The 14,662-nt window shown below is 73.0% G+C and carries 11 protein-coding genes; 10 read left to right on the forward strand and 1 reads right to left on the reverse strand.

The features are described from left to right. Nucleotides 1-386 precede the first annotated feature (386 nt). Both O7609_RS21440 and O7609_RS21445 read left to right on the forward strand, forming a co-directional pair. Nucleotides 387-1,439 (forward strand): ParB/RepB/Spo0J family partition protein, encoded by a 1,053-nt coding sequence (locus O7609_RS21440; RefSeq protein ID WP_269744064.1) that lies wholly within the window; start codon nt 387-389, stop codon nt 1,437-1,439. Then, on the forward strand, nt 1,439-2,638 hold the full coding sequence (locus O7609_RS21445; RefSeq protein WP_269744065.1) for a 3-deoxy-7-phosphoheptulonate synthase: 1,200 nt from the start codon (nt 1,439-1,441) through the stop codon (nt 2,636-2,638). Before O7609_RS21440 ends, O7609_RS21445 begins: the two co-directional genes overlap by 1 nt. A 24-nt stretch (nt 2,639-2,662) precedes the next feature. Here O7609_RS21445 and O7609_RS21450 read toward each other — a convergent pair whose 3' ends face one another. Next, nucleotides 2,663-4,297 (reverse strand): MFS transporter, encoded by a 1,635-nt coding sequence (locus tag O7609_RS21450; RefSeq protein ID WP_269744066.1) that lies wholly within the window; start codon nt 4,295-4,297, stop codon nt 2,663-2,665. Nucleotides 4,298-4,532: 235 nt separating this feature from the next. On the opposite strand from O7609_RS21450, the gene O7609_RS21455 reads away from it, so the two are divergent. From O7609_RS21455 to O7609_RS21490, 8 genes are all read left to right on the forward strand, one after another. After that, nucleotides 4,533-5,855, forward strand: a complete 1,323-nt coding sequence (locus tag O7609_RS21455) for a cytochrome P450 (protein ID WP_269735373.1) — start codon at nt 4,533-4,535, stop codon at nt 5,853-5,855. Beyond that, nucleotides 5,852-6,913 (forward strand): UbiA family prenyltransferase, encoded by a 1,062-nt coding sequence (locus tag O7609_RS21460; RefSeq protein ID WP_269735372.1) that lies wholly within the window; start codon nt 5,852-5,854, stop codon nt 6,911-6,913. Before O7609_RS21455 ends, O7609_RS21460 begins: the two co-directional genes overlap by 4 nt. Next, entirely contained in the window at nt 6,910-7,152 is a 243-nt protein-coding gene (locus O7609_RS21465; protein WP_269735371.1) for an acyl carrier protein, read from the forward strand. Before O7609_RS21460 ends, O7609_RS21465 begins: the two co-directional genes overlap by 4 nt. Beyond that, on the forward strand, nt 7,142-8,359 hold the full coding sequence (locus tag O7609_RS21470; RefSeq protein ID WP_269735370.1) for a beta-ketoacyl-[acyl-carrier-protein] synthase family protein: 1,218 nt from the start codon (nt 7,142-7,144) through the stop codon (nt 8,357-8,359). The genes O7609_RS21465 and O7609_RS21470 overlap by 11 nt, the downstream gene beginning before the upstream one ends. Before the next feature lie 64 nt (nt 8,360-8,423). Next, nucleotides 8,424-9,626, forward strand: coding sequence for a beta-ketoacyl synthase N-terminal-like domain-containing protein (locus tag O7609_RS21475; protein WP_269735369.1), 1,203 nt, complete (start codon nt 8,424-8,426; stop codon nt 9,624-9,626). Next, nucleotides 9,623-11,170 carry a benzoate-CoA ligase family protein gene (locus O7609_RS21480; protein WP_269744067.1) on the forward strand — a complete coding sequence of 516 codons (1,548 nt, stop codon included), beginning with the start codon at nt 9,623-9,625 and terminating at the stop codon, nt 11,168-11,170. Before O7609_RS21475 ends, O7609_RS21480 begins: the two co-directional genes overlap by 4 nt. Beyond that, nucleotides 11,167-11,892: a thioesterase II family protein gene (locus O7609_RS21485; protein ID WP_269735367.1), complete on the forward strand. Its 726-nt coding sequence runs from the start codon at nt 11,167-11,169 to the stop codon at nt 11,890-11,892. The genes O7609_RS21480 and O7609_RS21485 overlap by 4 nt, the downstream gene beginning before the upstream one ends. A gap of 258 nt (nt 11,893-12,150) precedes the next feature. Beyond that, complete coding sequence (locus O7609_RS21490) at nt 12,151-14,604, forward strand: PEP/pyruvate-binding domain-containing protein (protein ID WP_269735366.1); 2,454 nt, start codon at nt 12,151-12,153, stop codon at nt 14,602-14,604. Nucleotides 14,605-14,662 lie beyond the last annotated feature (58 nt).

Genomic DNA, 14,662 nt, shown 5'->3' on the forward strand with positions numbered 1-14,662 from the left:
CCACGCGGTGGCGGCGGCCCGCCGACGTCCGGCGCCCGCCGCCACCGTCGGCCACCGAGTCGCACCGTCGAGGGCCACGTCCCCGGTCGGTCCGGGGCCGACGTCCAGCGCTTCTCCGCCCCGCTCGGTGCGCGCGAACTCGGGCTGGGCGGTACCGGCGCCGACGCGGGGCCTCACAGGGTCGGGGACGGGCGACTTGACGTCACCCAGGCTCTCTCAGGGGTCCGCCGGCCGGCCGACGCCCGGGCGTCGCGCCACGTCGGGCCCGGGTGCCCTCGACTCCGGGACGAGCGCTTCTGGACCGTCCGGTCGTACGATCATCCGGGGGAACGTCCCCAGTTGCACGGCTGGTTCGACGGTGAGAGCCCGGGGAGGGGTTCGACGACATGGTCCTCGGTACTGACGGGCCAACGCAGGTCCACTCGACGGATGTGGCGTACCCGGGTGGTGTGGCGGAGCAGTTCGAGGTGCGCCGGGTGCCGGTGGCCTCGCTCCGCCCCCCGGCCGACGCGCTCCGCGAGGAGGCGGAGAGCGCCGAACACGTTCGACTGCTGGCGGGCTCCGACGCGGAGTTACCCTCCATCGTGGTCCACCGGGCCACGATGCGTGTCATCGACGGGATGCACCGGCTGCGCGCCGCCGAACTGCGCGGGGAGAAGGAGATCTCCGCGCGGTTCTTCGACGGGTCGGCGCAGGACGCCTTCGTCTTCGCGGTACGGGCCAACGTGTGGCACGGCCTGCCGCTCTCGTTGTCCGAACGCACCGCGGCGGCGGGGCGCATACTCCGCTCGCACCCGCAGTGGTCGAACCGCGCGATCGCCGCGGCCACCGGCCTGTCCGCCAAGACCGTGGGGGCGCAGCGCCGCAGGCTCGGCGGGGCGGGCTCCGACACCACCAGCCGGATCGGCAGAGACGGCAGGACGCGTCCGGTCAGCAGCGCGGAGGGCCGCCGGATCGCCGGCCGGCTGATCCTCGAGTCCCCCGAGGCCTCGCTCCGCGTCATCGCGAGACAGGCGGGCATCTCGCCGGGCACGGTGCGCGACGTCCGGGCCCGGCTGAGCCGGGGCGAGGACGTCGTACCGCCCCGGCAGAGGGCCCGGGGAGACTCGGCGGCCTCCCAGGACCCCGGCCCCGCGCCGGCCTGCCCGCCGGCCGCCGGGGCGGCCGCCGACGTCGGAGCGGGCCCGCTCGAACAGGAGCCGTCCGAGATCTTCCGCAGCCTGTGCCGCGACCCGTCACTGCGGATGTCGGAGCACGGCCGGCAGCTGCTGCGCATGGTGGAGCCGCATGTGCTCGACCCCCACCTCTGGGACCGCGTCGCCGAGTCGGTTCCGCCGCACCGCGCGCAGATCGTCTCCGCGCTGGCGACGCAGTGCGCGGAACGCTGGCAGCGACTCGCCTCGCGGGTCAAGGCCGACGACGTCCCCTCGGTCGTCTGATGCGCGCGGGTGGCCGCGCGGCGCGGATCCACGTCCCGCACGCTCACGACCCCCGGCTCCCCCCGGCGGCACCGGAGCCCACCGCGGCCGCGCCGGTGGGCTCCGGCGGGCCCGAACTCGTATCCGCCCAGGAGTGCAACGTGCTGGTCTCGCGTCTGTCCGAGGTCGCCCGGGGCAGGGCGTTCCTCCTCCAGTGCGGCGACTACACGGGTCCCACCGCGGGCAGGTCCGCCGATCCCCTCCGGGACAAGCTGGAGACACTCCTCCAGATGTCCGTGGTGCTGGCCCACGCCGCGTCGGTTCCCGTCGTCGTCACCGGCGGCCTCGGGCACCGGCCCGAGACGTCGGCCGCCACGCTGAACCTCATCCGCGCCTTCGCCCGCAGCGCCCAGGCCGGGCTGCACCAGGCCCACCTGCGGAACCTGGAGTTCCTCGCCCGTTCTCCCACGGGCGGTCGCCACGTCCGCACGGGCGCGGAGATCGACCGGGCCATGCGCTTCATGCGGGCCTACGGCGCGGATCCGCGCGGCACGGGCGCCGTGGAGTTCTTCACCGGGGGCGAGGGCCCGCCCCTCCCGGACGGGGCGGTGCCGACGTGTGCCCACCCCGCCACCGGGCGCGCGTACGCCGCGAGCGGTCACCTCCAGTGGGTCGGGCAGCGCGCCGGCCACCTGGACGGTGCGCACGTGGCACGGTGCGCACGCCTCGGCAACCCGGTGGCGGTGACGCTGGGCCCCTCGGTGACCGCCGACGAGACGCTGTCCTGCGTCGACCGCCTCAACCCCGAGGGGGAGCCCGGCCGTCTGACGCTCGTGGTGGGGATGGGCACCGACCGCGTCCGCGACCTGCTGCCGGTTCTGGTGGAGAAGGTGACGGGGAACGCCGCGCCGGTGGCCTGGGTCTGCGACCCGGTGCACGGCAACCTCTTCGAGACCCCCGACGGCCGCCGGACCTGCCGGTTCGACGATCTCGTCGACGAGCTGAGCGGCTTCTTCGCCGTACACCGTGAGCTCGGCACGCGTGGGGGCGGTGTGCGGGTGGAGTTCACCGGAGACGACAGCGCCGGGTGCCCGGGTGGGGACCACGTGCTCCGCGCCGGGGACCCCGACCGGCGCGGAGCGGTGGCGCGGGCACCGCGTCTGAACCGGCGGCAGGCTCTGGAACTCGCCTTCCTCCTGGGGGAGATGCTCCGGACCTGAACCGGCGTGGTGCGGTGGCCGAGCTCAGCGGGCCCGGCCCACCCCGTCGGACTCCCGTGGCTGTGCAACCGGGGAGATGTCCTCCTTGGACGGCGCGCCCCTTCGGCGCAGGCCCCGGCAGGAGAGCATCGCCAGCAGCACCACGGCGACGGTGCCGAGCATCGCAAGACGCAGCCCCTCACCGAGCCCCTGGGTGAAGACGTCGTCGACCAGCCGCTCGAACGCCCGGGCCGTCCCGTCCGGGAGCCCGCCGGTGCCGGCGCCGTCCGGTCCCGAGCCCAGTTCCTCCAGGCCCGCGGTGGCCATGTCGTCGACCGTCTCGGTGAACGTCCGCTGGGCCTCGGGGGGCAACTCCCCGACCCGCTCCCGCCCGTGGTCGACGACCCGCTCGGCGTACAGCATCTGGAGGAGCACGCCGAAGACGGCGCTGCCCAGCACGTTGCCCACCTGACGCGTCGTGTTGTAGACGCCGGACGCCGCGCCCGCCAGCGACCGGTCGAGCTGGCCCAGCGCGAGGTTGGACATGGGGGAGAACACGAAGCCCAGCCCGACACCGCAGACCAGCATGGGAAGCAGCAGCAGCCACGGTGAGGTCCCCGGATCGGCGGTGTACGCGGTGGCCGCCAGCCCGGTCGCGTACACCCCCAGCCCGGCCAGCAGCAGGGTCTTGCTGTTCGCGATGGTGGAGCGTCTGCCGACGAGGACACCGACCACGCCGAAGGCCGCCGACAGCGGTGCGGTGGTCAGCCCGGCACGCAGGGGGGACAGGTCCAGGGCCGTCTGGAGGTACAGCATCAGCAGGAGCAGGCTCCCGGCCATGGCGAACGTGACCAGCGCGACCACCGCGTTCGACCACACGAAGTCGCGGTGCGCGAGCAGCGCCCCCGGGATCAGCGGATGGCGGCTGCGGCGCTGCTGCCATGCGAAGGCCAGCAGCAGCACGACGGCGAGAGCGAGGACGGCGGGGATGCTGAGCGGGCCGGAGATCGTGCCCCAGTCGTAGCGTTCTCCCTCCAGAAGCCCGAAGGCCAGCGCGAACAGGCCCGCGGAGACCAGGGCCGTGCCGGGCAGGTCGAGGCCGGTGCGCCGACCCGCCCGCTGTCCGGGCACCAGGGCGATCACCAGGCACATGCAGGTCAGGCCGATGGGCACGTTGATGAAGAACAGCCACTCCCAGCCGTACCGCGTGACGACGAAGCCGCCCAGCAGCGGACCGGTGATCGTGGCGAGCCCCGCGACTCCGCTCCACATCCCGTAAGCGGCGCCGCGCCGCTCCCTCGGAAACAGCAGCGCGATGAACGCGGTCGTCTGCGGGGTGAGCAGCGCGGCCCCCAGACCCTGCACGGACCGGGCGGCGACGAGCGAGGCCACGTCGTCGGAGAGTCCGCACCAGGCGGAGGCCGCCGTGAACAGGAGCAGGCCCACGAGGTACACACGCTTCTGGCCGAGCAGGTCCCCGAGCCGGCCGGAGGCGACCAGCAGGGCCGCGTAGACCAGGACGTAGGCGTTGACGACCCAGAGCACGTCGCCGAGTCCGGCGTCCAGATCGTCCATCAGGACGGGTACGGCGATGTTCACGATCGTCGTGTCGACCATGATCATGAAGAAGCCCAGGCACAGTGCGCCGAGCGCTGCCCATGGATTTCGACGGCCGCTCAACACACTCTCCCTCACAGCTACAACCCCGGTGCACACAGGGTGAGTTGACCGTACCGTGCGTCGCCCCCTCCCCGGGAAGGTACCGCAGCGACCCGGGGACTGTTCGACTGTGCACGGACTCTGCTTGACCACACTTGACCCACAGTTACCCGGCTGTTTCCCTTTTCCCTCGCATCTCTTCAGGTCCCGTTTCCGCGGACGACTTGAATCCCCGTGGAGAGAAGGGAGGGACAACGTGACCGAACTCGACGAGGCGGCCCCCGCGTCCGAGGGGGTGGACGACGTTTCCTCCGTCCCTCGGAGTGCGGCCGACGGTTCCCCTCCCGTCGATTCCTTCAACCCGGCGGACCCGGCCCTGCACGCGGATCCGTATCCGGCCTATCGCACGCTCCGCGACAGATACCCGGTGATGCGTGGTCCGCTCGGTGTGTTCCTCGTCAGCCGGTACGAGGACTGCGAGACGCTGCTCCGCGACCGCCGCATGGGCAAGGACTTCGCCAACTCGAAGTTCTTCCAGCAGATCATGGGGGATGCGGGGGACGAGCCGCCGCCCTTCCTGGGGCTGGGGCTGGACGACTGGGACGCCAAGCTGTTCATGCTGACGGACCCACCCGAGCACACGCGGCTGCGCGCACTGGTCTCCCAGGCGTTCACCCCGGCCACGGTCACGGCGCTCAACGACGCCGTGACCGGCATCGTTGACGACCTGCTGAGCGGTGTGCCCGACCGGTTCGACCTGATGGAGCGACTGGCCGCCCCCATGCCCATCCGGGTGCTCAGCACGATGCTGGCCATCCCCGCCGAGGACGAGCACCGGTTCACCGCCTGGTCGGCTGAGATCGCCGGACTGCTCGACCTGGACGTCGCGCTGCCCCCCGAGGCCGCCGAGGCCCGCCGCACGGCCGTCGCCGAGTGCACCGGGTACTTCGTCGAGCTCGCGCAGCGGCGCGGGGACAGCCGGGACGACGACCTGATCTCCCGGTTGGTCCGCGCCCGGGACGAGGAGGGCGCCCTGACCACCCAGGAGATCGCCGCCACCTGTGTCCTCCTCGTCGTGGCCGCGCAGGAGACCTTCTCCAATCTGCTGGGCAACGCCGTCATCCTCCTCTCCCGGCATCCGGAGGTCTTCTCGCGCCTCGCCGAGGAGCCGGCCGTCATGGACCGCGTCCTGGAGGAGATCCTGAGGCTGGAGCCTCCCGCCCACCAGGTCGGCCGTATCGCCCTGGAGCGGATCGAACTTCACGGGCAGGTGATCGAGCCCGGTGACGCCGTGATCCTGCTCGTCGCCTCGGCGAACCGCGACGAACGGGTCATCTCCGACCCCGACGTGTTCGACATCGACCGTGAGGACCGCACGCACCTGTCCTTCGGCAGGGGCATCCACTACTGTCTGGGCGCTCCACTGGCCACGATGATGGCCAAGGAGGCGTTCATCGGCCTGACCAAGCGGTTCTCCTCCGTGAGGAGGACGGAGGAGACCGTCACCTACAAGCCCGGCATGGGGCTGCGCGGGCCGGCCGCGCTTCCGGTGGCCGTGCGGAAGCGGGGCCCTCAGTGAGCGCGCCCGACGCCGACACGGCGCGCATACCCAGGCCGTCCGCGGGCCGAGCCGTCCTGCTCATGCTGCGCAGCTGCAGCATCCGCTTCACCGCCTACTACTGGGTGGGCTTCTCCGTCGGGCTGGCGGTCAACGACCGGCTCAACGTCATGTGGGGCCTGTTCGGGGCGGTGGTCTGGCTCGCGTACTGCGTGGGAACCGAGTCGGTCAACCGGATCGCCGACCGGGAGGCGGACGTGGTCAACCGGCCGGAACGCACGGCGCTGATCGAGGAGTTCGGCTGGTCCAGGCTCACCACGGTCGCCGTCGGCGCCTGGACCCTCTATGCGCTGACGGGCGTGGCGATGGTCTGGGCGGAGCCGGGCTTCTGGCTCCCGGTGCTGCTCCTGGCGAACTTCGCCGTCGCCGTCGGCTACTCCCTCGGGCCCGCCTTCAAGCGGCACCGGGTGCTCTCGCTGCTCGCGCTGACCTGCCCCCTGTTCCTGCCCCTGCTGACCGGGTGGGCCGTGCACGGCGGAACCGACACCCTGCTCTCGCCGGTGCTGCCCGCCGTCACGGTGCTGGTGACCTTCAGCCTGGGCCTGTCCGGGATCAAGGACATCACCGACGTGGAGGGGGACAAGCGGCTCGACTACTCCAGTCTGTGGCTTCTGCTGATCAGGTTCCGCCGCGGTGCCGCCGTCTACACGCTGATCGGTACCCCCTTCCTGCTGCTGGCGCTGTTCACCGCGCTGGACGCCCTGCCCGCCGCCGCGTGGACGATCGTCCCCCTCGTGGTGCTCTCGGCCCTCGTGGTCTCGGCCGCGTCCCGCGCCACGGTGCCGGCGGACCGTGCGGCGGCCCGCGAGGTCATGCACCAGTACACCTTCTACTTCCTCGCGCTCGTCCTGGTGGTGTCCGACCCCGCGCCGGCCACGATCGCCGCGGTCGTCACGAGCGCCGCCTACTGGGCCGTGGCCTCTCGGTCCCTGCACTGGTCGGGTGGCCTGAGCGCCGAGCACATGCGCCGGTGGATCCGCCTGCTCGGCGCACCCCCGATTGCCAAGGAGCCTTCATGAACGAGAACGAGATCCGGGCCGCGGTCAGCGAGGTCATCGCCGACGTCCTGACCCTGCCGCGGGACGGCGTGACACCGCAGGCCCACTTCTACGACGACCTCGGTGGCGACTCCATGCAGAAGCTGGAGGTGATCGCACACCTCGAGGCCCGGTTCAACATCCGCTTCACCGATGAGGAGGCCGCGGCCGGAGACACCGTCGAGGCCCTCTCCCTGCAGGTGGTCCGCCATGCTTCGTGACGCCCGGGGCCACCACCGGGTCGTGGTGACGGGCCTGGGTCTGGTGTCCCCGCTGGGGTCGGACGTCGACTCCTTCTGGAAGGACGTCACGTCGGGGGTGGTGGCCACCGGTCCGGTCACCCGGTTCGGGACCGAGGGATACCCCACCCACCTCGCCTGCGAGGTGTCCGACCCGTCGCTGACGGAACCGGGCGCACCCGGCGATACGCGCGTGCCCCGGTCCGTGCGCTACACCCGTCACGCCGTGGACGCGGCGCTGCGGGACGCCGGACTGTGCGGGCACGACGCCCGGCTGCGCACCGGCATCGTGCTGGGGACGGTGATGGGCACTCGCCCGCACCTCGAGGAGCTGCGCCGTCAGGGCACACCGATCGAGGGCGAACCGTCCTGGGACGCGCCGCAGTCGCTGGCCCGGGAGCCGGCACACCGCCACGGCCTCCGCGGTCCGCGGCACGTGGTCGCGGCCGGGTGCGCGGCGGGCAACACGGCCATCGCGATGGCCGCCGACCACATCCGCTCCGGTGAGGCCGACGCCATGGTGGCCGGGGGCGTGGACGAGCTGTCGGAGACGGTCTTCCAGCTCTTCACCACCCTGCGGGCGCTGGCACCCGACCAGGTGCGGCCCTTCGACCGCAACCGGCGTGGCATGCTGCCGTCCGAGGCCGCGGGCTGCCTGGTGCTGGAGTCGCTGGAACACGCGACGGCGCGCGGGGCCGACATCCTCGCCGAGCTGCCCGGCTACGCGGTGGCCGCGGACGCACACCACATGACGGCCCCGCACCCGCAGGGCGTGGGCATGATGCGCTGCATGGAGGCAAGTCTCGCCCAGGCGGGGCTCGCACCACGCGACGTCGACTACGTGAGCGCGCACGGTACCGGCACTCCCGCCAACGACTCGCTCGAAGCCGACTGCATCGGCCGCTTCTTCGCCTCCGACCGCGGCAGGCCCGCGGTGTCCTCGATCAAGGGGATGCTCGGCCACGCGCAGGGCGGCGCGAGCGCGCTGGAGGCGATCGTCTGCGTCCTGGCACTTCGGCACGGCCGGGTGCCCGGGAACCCCACGCTGCTCGATCCCGACGACAGCTGTGCCGGCCTGGACGTGATCAGAGGCCCGGCGCGGGACATGCCCGTCCACGTGACCCTCAGCAACGCCTTCGGATTCGGCGGCAGTACCTCCGCGGTCGTCCTCACCACGTTCACCGGTTGAGAACCGGTTGAGACCCGGTTGAGACCCGAGCCCTCGCGACCGCCCCGTCCCACAGCCCAGAGGAATGATTGTGCGTTCACGGAATGCCGCGCAGCACTCGACAGGCGTCGTCGTCACATCCGTCGGAGCGGTGACGGCCTCCGGAACATCGGTGGCCGAGCTCATGGACGACCTCCACCGTGGGAGGCGGCGGGTCACCACCCGGCGCATTCCGCTGGTCGCCACCCCGGTCCCCGCCGCCCTGCGCGCCGAGGGGAGCACGGACCGCGAGGTCCGCGCCGCCCATGTCAGCGCACCGCTGGACCTCGCCGGGGTGGTGGACGGCAGGACCGATCGAACCCTCGGCCGGGACAGCCGCCTCCTGCTGTACGCCACGCACACCACGGGGAGCGGTCTCGCTCCCCACACCGACCGGGTCGGCGTCGTCGTGGGGACCCTCGGGTCCGGCCGCAACGAGTATCTGGCCATCCACAACGGGACGGGGGCGGGGCCGGGCGCCGTCAATCCGGTCTGGGGGCCCCAGGCGGCGTACAACGCACCCGCGGCTCAGCTGTCCGTCCACCTGGGGGCGCGCGGCCCCAACCTGACGCTCTCCTGCGGGGTCACAGCCGGTCTGGAAGCGCTCGTGACCGGTGCCCGGCAGCTGAACGGGTCCGGCTGCGAGGCCGTCGTGGCCGCGGGCCTGGACACCTTGTCGGCGGCCGTCCCGCCCACGTCGGCGCCGGGGGAACCGCCGCACGGCGAAGCGGCGGCCGTCGCCGTTCTGGAGCCCGCGGCGAAGGCCGCCGACCGGGCGGTGGCCCGGGTCCTGGGAACCGGTCAGGCCACCGCCGCGCTCACCGACTCCGACACCGAGGCCACGGTGGGGGAAGCGCTCGCCGAGGCCGCGGCGGAGGCGGCCCGTCGGGCCCTGGGGCAGGCCGGCCGCCACCGCGACGAGGTGGGGGTGGCGGTCACCACCTCCGGCGGCGATACCGAGCGGGCAGCCGAGCACGCGGGTCTCGGCGCTGTCTTCGGGGCCCGCCTGCCGGTGTGCGACGCCACGTGGACCACCGGCCGGACCGGAGGTGCCGACGGCATGCTGGCCGTCGTCGTCGCGGCGGAGGTCCTCGCCCGCGGCGTCGTCCCGCCCCCGCCCGGCGGGCCCCCGCCGCGCACCCCGGTTCCGGCCGCCGGCCCGCTCGCGCTCTGCCTGGGCGTGGACCGTGGAGGCAAGGCCACCGCCGTCCTCCTGGGCGGCCCGAGCCCAGAGGAGGACACGGCATGAACGAGCACGCCAAGCCGACCAACGCTGCCTGGTGGTATCTCGACCGGCATGTGGACGAGGACACCGCCGACGCCCTGTGCCTGATCAGCGAAGAGGGCGAACTGACCTACCGTGGGCTGGCCGAGCGGGTCCGCCGTGCGGCCCGGGTCCTGACCGAGGCGTCCGTGGGCCCGGGCGACCGGGTGGTGACCGTCCTGCGCGACAGCGCCACCGCCGTGGTCTGCGTTCTCGCGGCCATGCGGGCGGGAGCCGTCCCCGTACCCGTCAGCCCGCTGCTCACCGCGGACGAGCAGGTGTACGTGATCGAGGACTCCGGTGCCCGTGCCGTCGTCCTCGAACGCCCGGACACCGAGGTGGCACTGCGCCTCGCCGACGGGGCCCCCCACGTCGCGCTGTTCAGCCACGGGCCGGGCGGCGGACGGGTCAAGGGCCTGGTCGAGGAGATGGAACGGGCCGCGCCGCTGGAGGCGGTGGTCGACCGTGCGCCGGAGGACCCCGCCCTCATCCAGTACACCTCGGGCAGCACCGGTCGGCCCAAGGGCGTGGTCCACCTGCACCGGGGGCTGCTCGCCTTCCCGCAGGGCCTGGGGAAGCACCTGGGCATCACCCGGGAGGACCGCGTCCTGTCCAGCGCCAAGCTTCCCTTCGGCTACGGCTTCGGCAACTCCGTCCTGCTGCCGTTCTCCGTCGGAGCGAGCGCGGTCCTCTTCGCCGGCCGCGCCGAGCCGCATGCCGTCGCCGACCTCCTGCGCCGCACCAGGCCCACGCTGCTGTTCGCGGTGCCGACGCTGTACGCGGCGCTGCTGTCCATGCCGCAGGCGTCCCGGCGGCTGGAGCTCTCCACGGTGCGGATGGCGGTGTCGGCCGGTGAACACCTCGGCCCGCAGCTCGCCAACCGGCTGCTGGAGACCCTCGGTCTGCGCGTGGTCAACGGGCTGGGCTCCACCGAGTGCCTGCACATCTTCATGGCCACTGACCCGGCGGTGTTCACCCCCGGGGCCACCGGTCTACCGGTGCCCGGTTTCGAGGCGGAGGTCTGCGACGACGAGGGCCGCAGGCTGCCCCCCGGCGGTATGGGGCATCTGCGGGTGCGCGGGCCCAGCGTCGCGGACCGCTACTGGAACCGTCCCGACCTCAGCGCGCGGACCTTCCGCGACGGCTGGGTCTACACCGGCGACACGATGGCGGAGGACCCCGCCCAGGGCTGGCTCTACCTCGGCCGGTCCGACAGCATCCTCAACATCGGCGGAATGAAGATCGTCCCGTCGGAGGTGGAGGACAGGATCCTCGCGGTTCCGGGGGTGGACGCCTGCGCGGTCGTCGGAGTCCCCGACGACGACGACATCACGCGCATCATCGCCTACGTCGTCCCGGACGCCGAGGCCGACGACACGCTGAAGGGCACGGTCCTCGCGGAGTTGCGGCGGACCCTGCCGCCCTTCAAACGCCCCCGCGTCCTGCGCGTGGTGGACGCCCTGCCCACGACGTCCACCGGCAAGACGGCGCGGTTCCTCATCCGCCAGCGCGAACTGGAACGGCGATGAGGTCGGGCCCCGAACGCGTCGTTCTGCGGGCGGGAAGCGGTCCCGCGCTGGTCTGCCTGCCCTTCGCGGGCGGTTCCGCACGGTCGTTCGTCCGGCTGGCCCGCTGCGCCCCCGAGGGCTGGCGGGTCGTCGGGGTGCAACCGCCGGTCCGCCGTGGGGCGTACGGGATGGAACTGGAGGAGCTGGCCCGCTTCTACCTCGGCCTGTTGGCCGAGGACCTGGGGGGTCCCGCCCTGGTGCTGGGGCACAGCCTGGGCGCCGCGGTGGCCAACCGCCTGGCAGCGCTGGCGCCCGGCCATCTCCTCGACGACACGCAGTTCGTGCTGTCGGCGCCGCCGGCCCCCGGGGACTCCTCGCGCGAACTGCTGCGGCTGGACGACCGCGCGCTGCTGGCCGAGGCGACGCGCCGCGGCATCCTCCCCCGGCTCGACGTTCCCGAGGACCTCGCGGTGCGGCTCCTTCTTCCCGACCTCCGGGCAGACCTGTCCGTGCTGGGCCGACAGGGGTGGAAGCCGGAGCCGGTGGACGCTCCGCTGCATCTCCTCGGGGGGAGCGAGGACACCGCGTGCCCGCCCGGTTCCCTGTCCGTTCTGCGGGACATGCTGGCTCCGCGATCGACTCACGTGATCGAGGGGGCACATCTGTTCGTCGTCGATCAGCCGGAGCGCACCATGCGCGCGCTGTGTGCCGTCGGTGGCCACGCGGAGGGGTCCGGCCCCTGACCGACCACGCGCCGCCGGCGGCGGAGCCCGCGCGTCGACTGTGCGTCGGCTGTGCGGGCAAGCGCTGGTTGGCCAGGCCCGCATCTCGGTACGGTGAACGCACGACGTGGTGTCAATGTGCTGGATATGAAGGCGGGTTGACCACTGGCGGCAGTCCGTGCCGCTCGGAGGCGCGGGGACGGGGCCCGTGCGCGGTCCGGCCCGCTTCGGGGGAGACGCCATGTCCGACCTGACTGATATGCCTGATGAGGAGACCGAGTGAGTAACGAGTCACAAGCGGCGCCGCTCATGGTTCCGCTCGACGACCCCAGGGCCTTGGACCGGGCCGAGGTCGGTGCCAAGGCCGCGGTCCTGGCGCGGATGAAGCGGGCGGGCTTCCCCGTGCCCGACGGCTGCGTCTTCACCGCGGCCGCCATGTCCCGTCAGGTGGCCACTCTGGAGACGCTCGGCGCCCAGGCGGTCCGCGACGGTGAACTCGACTCCGCGCTCCGCGACACGGTCCGGGAGGTCGCCGCCCGCCTTGAGGGACCGCTCGCCGTGCGCTCGTCCGGTATCGACGAGGACGGCGCCCACGCCTCGCACGCCGGCCAGTACACCACCGTCCTGAACGTCGAGGGGCGGCAGGCGCTCGGCGAGGCCCTGCGCTCCTGCTGGGCCTCCGCCTTCTCCGCGGCCGTGCGCGAGTACCGCTCGGCCAGCGGTGCCGAGGGCGAGTCCCCGCTCGCGGTCTTCGTCCAGCGCATGGTGCCCGCCCGGACCGCCGGCGTGGCCTTCACCGCGAACCCGGTCACCGGCGCCCGCGACGAGGTGCTGGTCAGCGCCGTCCCCGGGATCGGTGAGCAGCTCGTCTCCGGCGAGGTGTCGCCGGACGAATGGGTCGTCCCGGCGGGCGGCGCCGGCGAGCCCGTCAACACCGACGGCAGGCACGGGGCCCTCACCGCGGAAGGAGCCCGGGAGGTCGCCGACCTGGCCGAGCGGGTGGCCGAGGTCATGGGCGGCCCCACCGACATCGAGTGGGCCCACGACGGTGAGCGGCTCCACCTGCTGCAGGCCCGGCCGATCACCGCCATCGCCGACGCCGTCCCCGCCGCGGTGCCCATCACCGTCGACCCGCCGCAGGGCTTCTGGGCCAAGGACACCACCCACGCCCCGGTGCCGCTGCTGCCCATGACCCGCGAGCTGCTCGACTACAACAACGCGGTGCTGGAGGACGTCTGTGCCGAGTTCGGGCTGCTGATCAAGGGGCAGGCCTTCCGTACGATCGGCGGCTGGCGCTACACGGGCACGGTCCCGCTGCCCCCCGCCGAGATCCCGGCACGCATGGGCGTCTGCGCCGAAGCCCTGCGCAACGACCGCGCCGGGCAGGCGATCACCACCTGGCTGGAGAGCGAGCGTCCCGGTTTCGCCGAGCGGATCGCCGCCCTGCGCGAGGTCGACGTGGCGCGGCTGTCCGACGCGGAGCTGGCCGAGCACGTGTCCACGCTGCGCACCCTGCACCGGGACGGAACCGAGGTCCACTTCCGGCTGCTCGGTGCGGTGTCCATCGCTCTCGGACGGTTCGGCCTCTATCTCACCGGTGGGCTGGGCTGGGACCAGAGCCGCGTCTTCGAGCTGCTGGCCGGCCTGTCCACCGAGTCCACCGGACCCGGCCTGGCGATGGCGGAACTCGCCCGGAAGGCGGCGGCGCGGCTGGAGGGCTCGCCCGGTCTCACCGAACTGCGTGCCCTCCTGGAGGAGGACCCCGAGTTCGCCGGGGCCTTCGAGTCCTACCGGAGCGAGTACGGCTGCCGCGCCCTCCAGTACGAGCTGGCCAACCCGGCGCTCGGCGAGCGGCCCGAGCTGATCCTGTCACTGCTGCGGGACCAGATCGTCCAGGACAAGGACCTCGGCCGAACGGGTACCTCGGCCGCCGAGACCCGCGGGGAGGCGGTGGCCAAGGCCCGGGCCGAACTGGCCGGACGCGATGAGGCCGACCGGTTCGGCAAGCTGCTGAAGGGCGCCGAGCTCGCCTACCCCGTGCGCGAGGACAACGAGTACTGGACCGTCAGCGCGCCCAACGCCCTTCTGCGCTGGACCATGCTGGAGGTGGCCCGGCGCCTGGTGACACGCGGCCTGCTCGACGCGACCGAGCACGTCTTCTTCCTGGAGGTCGAGGAGGCGCGGCGAGCGCTGGAGCAGGACACCGACGTCAGGGACCGGGTGACCGAGCGACGCGGTGAGCACCGCTGGGCCCTGGAGAACCCGGGCCCGGCCAGCTACGGCGAGCGCCCCGGACCGCCGCCTCCCATGGACCAGCTGCCCGCCGAGGTCCGCGAGACGATGGGCGCCTTCCAGTGGACGATGCAGCACCTGGCGGGCACCCCGACGGCTCCGGCCGAGAGCGGCAGCGGGAGGATCGGCGGCGTGCCGGGTGCGGCCGGCCGGTACACCGGCGTCGTCAGGGTCGTTCTGAGCGAGGACGAGTTCGACAAGATCCGGGCCGGGGACGTCCTCGTCTGCCCCATCACCTCGCCGGTCTGGTCGGTGGTCTTCCCCAGCATCGGCGCCCTGGTGACGGACACCGGCGGAGCCCTGTCGCACGCCGCGATCATCGCCCGTGAGTACGGCATCCCGGCGGCCCTCGCCACGGGCAACGGAACCGAGCTGCTGACCGACGGGATGCTCGTGACCGTGGACGGCACGACGGGCTCCGTGGAGATCCACGAGCGGTAGCCGCACCGACGGGAGTGCCCCCGCCGTCCTTGGGCGGGTGCACTCCCGTGTCCGGTCC

Origin of the sequence: Streptomyces sp. WMMC1477 (genome assembly GCF_027460245.1) — a bacterium.
GTDB lineage: Bacteria > Actinomycetota > Actinomycetes > Streptomycetales > Streptomycetaceae > Streptomyces.

Excerpts from the sequence above, each read along its gene's own strand:
- O7609_RS21440 (WP_269744064.1), top strand. The coding sequence starts at position 387 with ATGGTCCTCGGTACTGACGGGCCAACGCAGGTCCACTCGACGGATGTG.
- O7609_RS21445 (WP_269744065.1), top strand. The coding sequence starts at position 1,439 with ATGCGCGCGGGTGGCCGCGCGGCGCGGATCCACGTCCCGCACGCTCAC.
- O7609_RS21465 (WP_269735371.1), top strand. The coding sequence starts at position 6,910 with ATGAACGAGAACGAGATCCGGGCCGCGGTCAGCGAGGTCATCGCCGAC.
- O7609_RS21470 (WP_269735370.1), top strand. The coding sequence starts at position 7,142 with ATGCTTCGTGACGCCCGGGGCCACCACCGGGTCGTGGTGACGGGCCTG.
- O7609_RS21475 (WP_269735369.1), top strand. The coding sequence starts at position 8,424 with ATGATTGTGCGTTCACGGAATGCCGCGCAGCACTCGACAGGCGTCGTC.
- O7609_RS21480 (WP_269744067.1), top strand. The coding sequence starts at position 9,623 with ATGAACGAGCACGCCAAGCCGACCAACGCTGCCTGGTGGTATCTCGAC.
- O7609_RS21485 (WP_269735367.1), top strand. The coding sequence starts at position 11,167 with ATGAGGTCGGGCCCCGAACGCGTCGTTCTGCGGGCGGGAAGCGGTCCC.